Below are 7,976 nucleotides of genomic sequence, written 5' to 3' on the forward strand. Positions count from 1 at the left end.
CGCCTGTTGTGGGTGCTGGCCCTGAGCGCCGCCCTCACAGGCTGCGCCACCATGCAAAGCCACGACAAGCTGGCCACCGACGTGCAGACGGCCGGCCGCAGTGGTGGCATTCCGGCTGCCATCGCCCAGCTCGAAAGCACGGCCAAGACCGAAGAAGAAAAAACTGCGCTGCTCTACAACATGGAACGCGGCGAGCTGCTGCGCATGGACCGCCGCTACCCCGACAGCACCAACGCCTTCCTGCTGGCCGACAACAAGGTCAAGGAATGGGAAGAAACTGCCAAGACCAATCCCAGCAAGCTGATGGGCACCGTGGGCGCTGCGCTGATCAGCGAGCGCCTGAAGGTCTACGAAGGCCAGGACTACGAGAAAGTGTGGGTGACCACGCGCCTGGCGCTCAACCGCATGGCAGTGGGCGACTTTGAAAATGCCCGCGTGGACATCAAGCGCACCCATGAGCGCGAAGCCATCATTGCCGAGTTCCGCGCCAAGGAAACCCTGGCCGCAGAAGAAGAAGCCAAGTCCAAGGGCGCCACATCGGGCGGCAAGGAGCTCAATGGCTACCCGGTTGAAACGCTCAACGACCCCGAGGTGCTGGCCCTCAAGAACGGCTATTCCAACGCCCTGAGCCACTACCTGGCCGGGTTCCTGTACGAAATGCTCAACGAGCCCGGCCTGGCCGCGCCCGGCTACCGCAAGGCCATCGAGCTCAAGCCTGACACCCCTGTGCTGGAAGAAGGCTTGCGCGGTCTGGACAACCGCACCGGCTTCACCTGGAAGCGCCGCCAGCGCATGACCGACGTGCTGTTCATCGTCGAAGCCGGTGATGCGCCTGCGCGCAAGCCCAAGGCCTTTACCATCCCCGTGCCTACGGGCCGGGGCTTGGTCACGGCCAGCATTTCCTACCCCGTGATCGAGCCGTCCACCGATGCGCTGCTGACCACCATCTCTGCCGCAGGTACCGACCTCAAGCTGGAAAAAGTGGTGGATGTGAACGTGATGGCCCGCCGCGCGCTCAAGGACGAAATGCCCGGCATGGTGCTGCGCGGCTTCACCCGCGCCGTGGCCAAGGGCGTGCTGCAGAACGAGCTGCAAAAGCGCGGCGGCCTGATTGGCGGCATCATCGGCGCGGCCGCCTCGGTGGCCACCGAGCAGGCCGACGACCGCATGTGGCGAATGCTGCCCGGCCGCGTGTATGTAGCCCGTGGCTACCTGCCGCCCGGTGAGCACACCGTGAGCGTGAACGGCCGCCAGCTGCCCCAGCCTATCAAGATCGACGGCCAGTACGCCCTGGTGCCCCTGCGCATGTACGACAACAGCGTGCTGACCGGCGACGTCGCCACGCTGGGCCAGCTGCCCACCGTGGCGGCTGCACCGCAACCGGCCCCCGCCGCAGCGGTGGCACCCGCTGCCCCCGTGCGCACCACCACCAACAACCGCGCTCGCACCGTGCCTTCGTCCGCCGTCAAGCCTACGGCAGCCCAGCCCGCCGCGGCCGCCAAGAACTGACCCTCTGTTTCTGACCCCTTTCAAGGAGCCTCTGGCATGAGAACCCGTTTTGTCCCCGCAGCAGTCCCTGCAGTGCTGTGCGCGGCCCTGATGACCCTGGCTGGCAATGCCAGCGCCCAGTTGCACGACCCTGCCACCCCGCTGGCCGTTGCTGCCAAGGTCGCCTTGCGTGGCGAGGCCAACAGCATTGCCGTGCGCGAGATGCGCATCGTGCGCAAGAACGACATCCTGGTGGTGCAGGCCGACATGGCCAACATGGGCCGCACCGACCGCACCGTCTTCTACCGCTTCAAGTGGCTGGACAACGTGGGCAACCAGGTGGGCGACGGCGAATCCTGGAAGCAGATGAGCGTGCTGGGCCTGGGCCAGCAGACCGTCAAGAGCGTGGCGCCTACCTCTGCGGCTGTCGATCTGCGCCTTGAGATGAATGTGGAGCCGCGCTGAGATGAAGCTCCCCCTGAGTCGCTGCGCGCCTTCCCCCTCTCTCACGCTTCGCGTGGGAGGGGGACGCGGCCAGCGCAAGTCAGCACAGCGCCGCATACGCGGCTTGGCGGCCCTTGCGCGGTTGCCCGCGCTGGAGGCGCGCCAGTTTCGAGCGTTGCAGTGAGCGCAAAGCGCTATGTATCACCAAGGAAATCAACACCATGACTAAGAACCGCATCCAGCGCAGTGCGCTGATACTGGCCTTCGCAGCCAGCACCCTGGCCCTGTCGGCCTGCCAGAACCTGTCCTCGCCCACCGTGCGGTTCGACCGCCAGGTCAACTACGGCGACGCCAAGGCCGTGGAGCTGGTGACCAACGAATTCGGTTCCACCGACCTGCAGATGATTGCCGAGAAGATGACCGGCGGTTTGCTCGAAACCGGCATCTTCCAGGGCCGTCCCACGGTGACCATCTCCACCGTGAAGAACAAGACCAGCGAATACATCGACACCACCAACGTGATGAACTCGATCCAGACCTCGCTGGTCAAGTCGGGCAAGGTGCGTTTTGTGCGCTCCATCAACGAGATGCAGGCCGGTGTGGACGAGCTGCAGCGCCAGAACCAGAGCGGCCTGTACAAGCAAGGCACCACCGCCAAGGTCGGCCAGATGACCGCCGCCAAGTACAGCATGGAGGGCGAGCTGACCAGCATCGTCAAGCAGAACAACAACACCAAGGACGTGTACTACAAGTTCACGCTGAAGCTGTTTGATGTGCAGGAAGGCACGATCGAGTGGCAGGACGAAAAGGAAATCAGAAAGACGAGTAAGAGGTAACCCCCTGAGCGGCTGCGCCGCTTCCCCCTTTCTCTCGCGCTGCGCGCGGGAAGGGGGACGCCGCCAGCGCGGCGGGGCGGCCCTTGCGCGGCGGCCGCTGGCCTGGGCCGCGCCAGTTTCGAAGGATGTGAGCGCTAAGGCCACATCGCTCGATGGATTCATGAATTCCCGTTAGCTCACAAGGAGCACACCATGCAACGCAGAATCACCCTCCACACGGCCCTGGCCGTGATCGCAGCCACCACGCTGGCCTGGGGCACGGGCGCGCAGGCGCAGCAGCCCGGCGCGGCGCCCAAGATCGCTGTGACCGACCTGGCCTACGCCCAGCGCGTGTCCGAGTACTTCCTGGCTGGTACCTACCAGCGCAGCAGCCAGATGAGCGCGGGCGGCAGCCACAGCGGTGGCTACAGCCACGGCGCCTATGGCGGCTCGGGTTCGCACTCGGGCAGCCACTCCATGCAGGCGTCCGAGCAGGCCAGCGGCACCTATGTGGCGGGGCGCTACAGCTACATCGAGCAGCGCGAGCTGGGCGGCTACACCAACGACATCAAGGGCGCCATCCTGCAGGGCACGTACTTCCGCCTGATTCAGGGCAAGGGCTTCGATGCGGGCAAGCCGCAGCCTTCCAAGGCCGAACAGGTGCTCAACCAGGTGCAGGGCGGCAAGATGGCCACACCCCAGGCGCAACCCCAGGTGGCCGATGTGATCAGCCGCATCAAGAAGGGCGAGTTCAACGGCGCTGACTACGTGCTGTTTGGCGTGGTGTCGAGCATCGACTTCACCGACGCGCTCTCGCCCCTGCAAGGCACCACCAGTGCCACGCGCCAGTACGGCCTGCAACTGCTGGCCGACTTCTCGCTCATCAACACCAAGACCTACGAGATCAAGGCCGCGTTCTCGGCCCAGGGCGAAGGCAACGACACCAAGATCCTGTCGATCCGTGGCGATATCCAGCCGCCCAACCGTGCCAAGGTGATGCGCGAAACCTCGCTGTCGCTGGCGCAGGATGTGTACCACCAACTCTCCGGGCAACTGGGCTACACCGACGCCAACCTGGCGCGCGGCGTGCGCCCGCCACCGGTGTACCAGCAAGGCGGCCAGCCCATGCCCGTGCCGCAGCCCCAGCAGCCCGAGCAGGTGCTGATCCTCAAGTAAACACAGCTCTTTGGGGGTGATACGCCGTGGCGCACTGCTTCGTCGCTGTACCCCCATCGCGCCAGGCCAGCCGTGTGCTGGCCTTTTTGTTGGGCGCACGGCGGTGGGCCACAGGGGCGGTGCTGGCCGCTGCCTTCGGGGCGGTTGCGGCCCAGGCCACGGCATCGCCCCTGTCTCCGGCGCTGGCCGAGCCTGCGCACGCGGCCCCCTCGGGCCGCTTTGAGCCCCTGGTTTTGCCAGGCGAACGCGGCGTGGTGCTGCAGGCCCTGCAACGCAGCGAACGGGTGCCGCCCCTGCGCTACCGCGTGATCGTGGTGCCCGGCTCGGGGTGTGCGGGCTTGGGGGCATTTGCCGACCGCTACTTTGCCGGACTGCTGCACGCCCAGGTGCTGGTGCTACACAAGCCCGGGGTGAGCCCTGGCGACCGCACCGCCCCCGCCGACTGTCCGCACAATTTTGTGTCGCGCGACCGGCATTCCACCTGGCTCGCACACGCCCGTGCGGCCCTGCGTGCCGATGCCCTCTCGCGCCAGGGGCAGCCCGCGCTGCCGCAGCTGCTGGTGGGCATTTCCGAAGGGGCCGAGCTGCTGCCTGCACTGGCGCCCGAGGTGCCGCAGCTCGCAGGCCTGGTGCTCATCGGCTCCAGCGGGCTGGACCCGCAGGAGGCCGGGGCGTTGCAGGCCCGCCGACAGGGCGTGCAGGGCGACTGGGCCGCGCTGGGTCAGATCGTGGCGGGTGCTCCGCACGACAGCGTGGTGGTGCAAGGGCGCAGCCTGGGTTACTGGCGCGACCTGTGGAACTGGCCGCTGGCCCTGCCTCTGCTGCAAGGCCCCTGGCCGCTGCTGCAGGTGTGGGGCGGCGACGATGCGCTGGTGCCCGCCGTGGCCTACGCCCGTTTTGCGGAGCTGGCCGCCTTGCGCACCGCGCCCTACTGCGCCCGGCGCATCGACGGTGCCGACCACGGCCTGCAGCGCGCCGCCGCAGGGATGGACGGCGTACAGCAGGTGTGGGCCTGGACCGAGCAATGGGCCCGTCAGCCGGCCGCCGGGCTGTGTGCGCCGTTGCAGCTGTTGAGAGAGCAGGAACAGGCTCCTAGCGCGGCCGGTACATCCTGAACAGCTGCTCCGGCCCCACCGTGAAATAGTCCGCCGGGCCACCGCCGCGCAGGATGTGCCCCGCGTTCGCGGTGTCGTACACACCGTTGTTCAGCAAGGCGATGTCGATGTGCACGGCCACCACCTCGCCCAGCACCAGCCAGGTGTCCACCTGGGCGCCATCCACACCCTGCAGCTGCAGGATCTGCGTGCTGCGGCATTCAAAGGCGACAGGGCTTTCGGTCACGCGCGGCGGGCGCACACGGGTAGAGGGCAGGGGGGTGAGGCCGGTCAGGTCGAACTCGCTCACTTCAGGTGGCACAGCGGCGCAGCTCTGGTTCATCACCTCGGCCAGGTCGCGGGTGGCCAGGTTCCACACAAACTCGCCGGTGGCCTGCACATTGCGCACCGTGTCCTTGTAGCCGATGCTGGCAAAGCCCACGATGGGTGGCACGTAGTTGAATGCGTTGAAGAAGCTGTAGGGCGCCAGGTTGGTGGCGCCGGTGGCGCTTTGTGTGGAAATCCAGCCAATGGGGCGTGGCCCCACGATGGCGTTGAACGGGTCGTGCGGCAGGCCGTGGCCCTGGCGGGGTTCGTAGCTGTGGAATGTGCGAAGGGGTGGCGTGGTGGTCATGGTGGGCGCGGCGCGGGCAGAGGATATGCCGCCACCTTAGCGGCACCGGGCGGGCGCTGCAGGCACCGGGGCATCAGATTGCTATTGTTTTCATAGCTACTTGCGCACAACCATCAGGCGCAGGGCCTGCGTTTGGCTTGAATTTCCTGGTGGGCCAGACTAGCGCGATGGCCCGCTGTGGTGCGCAGGGCATTGACCCCGTGGCGTTTCCCGATCATGGTCTGCGCAAAACAGGGCTTGGGCAAGCGGTGCACTCAAGGCAAAAGCGGTTGTTGCATCCCGATTTGCGTAAATCCTGCCGGCGTGTCGCGGCCGCTCACGCGATGCCCGGCCCCGGCTGCTGCTGCCCCAGAAACCGCCCCGGCGGCTGTCCTACCGACTTGCGCACCATGGCGCTGAACGCGCTGGGGCTGTAGCCCAGCTCGGCGGCGATCTGGCCCATGGGCATGCGGCCTGCGGCCAGTGACACGGCCTTGGCCAGGATCACCTGCTGGCGCCATTGGGTGAAAGTGCTGCCGAGTTCGGAGCGGAACAGGCGGGCTACCGTGCGCGGGCTGGCGCCGGTGTCCTGTGCCCAGTCGGCCAGGGTGTCGTGGCGTGTGGGGTCGGCCAGCACGGCTTCGCACAGGTGGCGCAGGCGCTTGTCCTGGGGCAGGTCCACGCCCAGCTTCACGGCGGCGGCGCGCGCCAGTTCGTCGCGCACCAGGGCGCTCAGGTGTTGCTCGCGCAGCAGTTCGGCGGGTGTGGGGGGCGGGCCGCCGTCGGGCGCGGTGGGCATCTCGCGCACCAGCGATCGCAGCAGGTCGGACACCTCCAGCACGCGGCACTGGCGCCATGCGGCGGTGTCTTTGTCGCTGCGCTGGCGGGAGGGGCTGCTGCCCAGCGCGCCAGGCCCGCACTGGCCGCGGGGCTGGTGAAAGTACAGCGTGCGCAGGTCGGCATCTTCCACCATGGTCACGGCATGCTCCACGCCGGGTGGAATCCACAGCGCGCGCGAGGGCGGCACGATGTAGGTGCCGTGGTGCACTGTGAGTCGGATCACGCCCGTGGTGGAGATCGCCACCTGCGCCCAGGGGTGGCTGTGGGGCATCACCTGCGTGTCGGCGGCCAGCCAGCGCAGCTTGGCACGCACCGGGCGGGCTGCGGTGGGCACAAACAGCTCGGGCGTGAGCGAACCTACGTACGACAGCCCGCGCGGACTTCCGGGCTTTGGGCGTGGTACCACCTGGGCGGCGAAGTGCTCCGCCACCGGCTCGGGCGACGCGGAGCGCGCCGAGAGGGCCGCGTGCGCGCGAGGAGGGGCGGGCAGGTTTGGCATGTTTGCGATAGAACTTGTCCGGCTATCGTAAACCTGCCGAGGGTGGCCTGCCTAAGATCAAGCCCATGACTGCTTCTAACTCTGGCGCCAGCGCCACCACCGCCAACCCCGTCCCACTGCGGCAGGATGCCCGCACCATTGGCCTCGTGGGCCTGGCCCATGGCAGCTCGCACTTTTTCCACATGTTGCTGCCGCCGCTGTTCCCGTGGCTGATCGGTGAGTTTGGCTACAGCTACTCCGAGCTGGGCCTGCTGGTGTCGGTGTTTTTTGTGATCTCGGGCGTGGGTCAGGCGCTGTCGGGTTTCATCGTGGACCGCGTGGGCGCGCGGCCGGTGATGTTTTTTGCGCTGTCGAGTTTTGCTGCGGCGGGCCTGGCAGCAGGTACCGCACAAGGCTACACGGGCCTGTTGCTGGCGGCGGCGCTGGCCGGGCTGGGCAATGCGCCGTTCCACCCCGTGGATTTCACGATCCTCAACAAGCGGGTGTCGCCGCAGCGCCTGGGGCATGGCTTCTCGGTGCACGGCATCAGCGGCAATCTGGGCTGGGCCACGGCGCCGGTGTTCATGGCGGGCATTGCCACGGTGACCGGCTCATGGCGCACGGCCTGCCTGTGTGGTGGCCTTTTCGCCATGGTGGTGCTGGCCATCATGGTGTGGCACCGCGATGCGCTGGACGACCGCCAGGGCGCCTGGGCGCACCAGGCCAAGGGCGGGGCAGGGGCAGCAAAGCCCGAGCACCCCATGGCCTTCCTCAAGCTGCCCTCGGTGTGGCTGTGTTTCTCGTTTTTCTTCTGGAGCACCTGCGCACTGAGCACCATCCAGAGTTTTGCCAGTCCGGCGCTGCAGTCCATGTACGGCCTGCCCCTGAGCATCACGGCCATGGTGGTGACCGGCTACATGCTGTGTGGCGCGGCGGGCATGCTGGTGGGCGGGTTCCTGGTGGGGCGTGTGCAGCGTCTGGAGAAGATCATCTCGGTGTGCCTGTTGGGCTCGGCTGCGCTGTTGGTG

The 7,976-nt window shown here is 67.2% G+C and carries 8 protein-coding genes; 6 read left to right on the forward strand and 2 right to left on the reverse strand.

All coding sequences use genetic code 11. The annotated features are described in order from the left end of the window. From DBR12_RS11310 to DBR12_RS11335, 5 genes are all read left to right on the forward strand, one after another. The coding region (locus DBR12_RS11310; protein ID WP_233244398.1) for a COG3014 family protein at window positions 1-1,509 on the forward strand (1,509 nt) is incomplete at its 5' end. Between the two features lie 36 nt (window positions 1,510-1,545). Continuing rightward, the gene (locus tag DBR12_RS11315; protein WP_108617337.1) at window positions 1,546-1,953 is read left to right on the forward strand and encodes a YcfL family protein; all 408 of its coding nucleotides are present in this window, start codon (window positions 1,546-1,548) and stop codon (window positions 1,951-1,953) included. A gap of 200 nt (window positions 1,954-2,153) precedes the next feature. Then, entirely contained in the window at window positions 2,154-2,768 is a 615-nt protein-coding gene (lpoB, locus tag DBR12_RS11320; protein WP_108617338.1) for a penicillin-binding protein activator LpoB, read from the forward strand. Between the two features lie 192 nt (window positions 2,769-2,960). After that, the gene (locus DBR12_RS11330) at window positions 2,961-3,923 is read left to right on the forward strand and encodes a hypothetical protein (protein ID WP_108617340.1); all 963 of its coding nucleotides are present in this window, start codon (window positions 2,961-2,963) and stop codon (window positions 3,921-3,923) included. Between the two features lie 26 nt (window positions 3,924-3,949). Next, window positions 3,950-5,038 carry an alpha/beta hydrolase gene (locus DBR12_RS11335; protein WP_108617341.1) on the forward strand — a complete coding sequence of 363 codons (1,089 nt, stop codon included), beginning with the start codon at window positions 3,950-3,952 and terminating at the stop codon, window positions 5,036-5,038. On the opposite strand, the gene DBR12_RS11340 is transcribed toward DBR12_RS11335, so the two are convergent. Next, window positions 5,016-5,651 carry a flavin reductase family protein gene (locus DBR12_RS11340; RefSeq protein WP_108617342.1) on the reverse strand — a complete coding sequence of 212 codons (636 nt, stop codon included), beginning with the start codon at window positions 5,649-5,651 and terminating at the stop codon, window positions 5,016-5,018. The two genes, DBR12_RS11335 and DBR12_RS11340, sit on opposite strands and share 23 nt — an antisense overlap. Window positions 5,652-5,967: 316 nt before the next feature. Then, on the reverse strand, window positions 5,968-6,969 hold the full coding sequence (locus DBR12_RS11345) for a helix-turn-helix domain-containing protein (protein ID WP_108617343.1): 1,002 nt from the start codon (window positions 6,967-6,969) through the stop codon (window positions 5,968-5,970). Between the two features lie 65 nt (window positions 6,970-7,034). Between DBR12_RS11345 and DBR12_RS11350 the strand changes: the two genes are divergently transcribed. Beyond that, window positions 7,035-7,976 (forward strand): MFS transporter (locus DBR12_RS11350; RefSeq protein WP_108617344.1); only part of this gene is annotated, 942 nt, incomplete at its 3' end.

The organism is Acidovorax sp. HMWF029, assembly GCF_003060895.1.
Lineage (GTDB): Bacteria > Pseudomonadota > Gammaproteobacteria > Burkholderiales > Burkholderiaceae_C > Acidovorax.

Bases quoted from the DNA above. Each gene is read 5' to 3' on its own strand.
- DBR12_RS11315 (WP_108617337.1), top strand. From the start codon at position 1,546: ATGAGAACCCGTTTTGTCCCCGCAGCAGTCCCTGCAGTGCTGTGCGCG.
- lpoB (WP_108617338.1), top strand. From the start codon at position 2,154: ATGACTAAGAACCGCATCCAGCGCAGTGCGCTGATACTGGCCTTCGCA.
- DBR12_RS11330 (WP_108617340.1), top strand. From the start codon at position 2,961: ATGCAACGCAGAATCACCCTCCACACGGCCCTGGCCGTGATCGCAGCC.
- DBR12_RS11340 (WP_108617342.1), bottom strand. From the start codon at position 5,651: ATGACCACCACGCCACCCCTTCGCACATTCCACAGCTACGAACCCCGC.
- DBR12_RS11345 (WP_108617343.1), bottom strand. From the start codon at position 6,969: ATGCCAAACCTGCCCGCCCCTCCTCGCGCGCACGCGGCCCTCTCGGCG.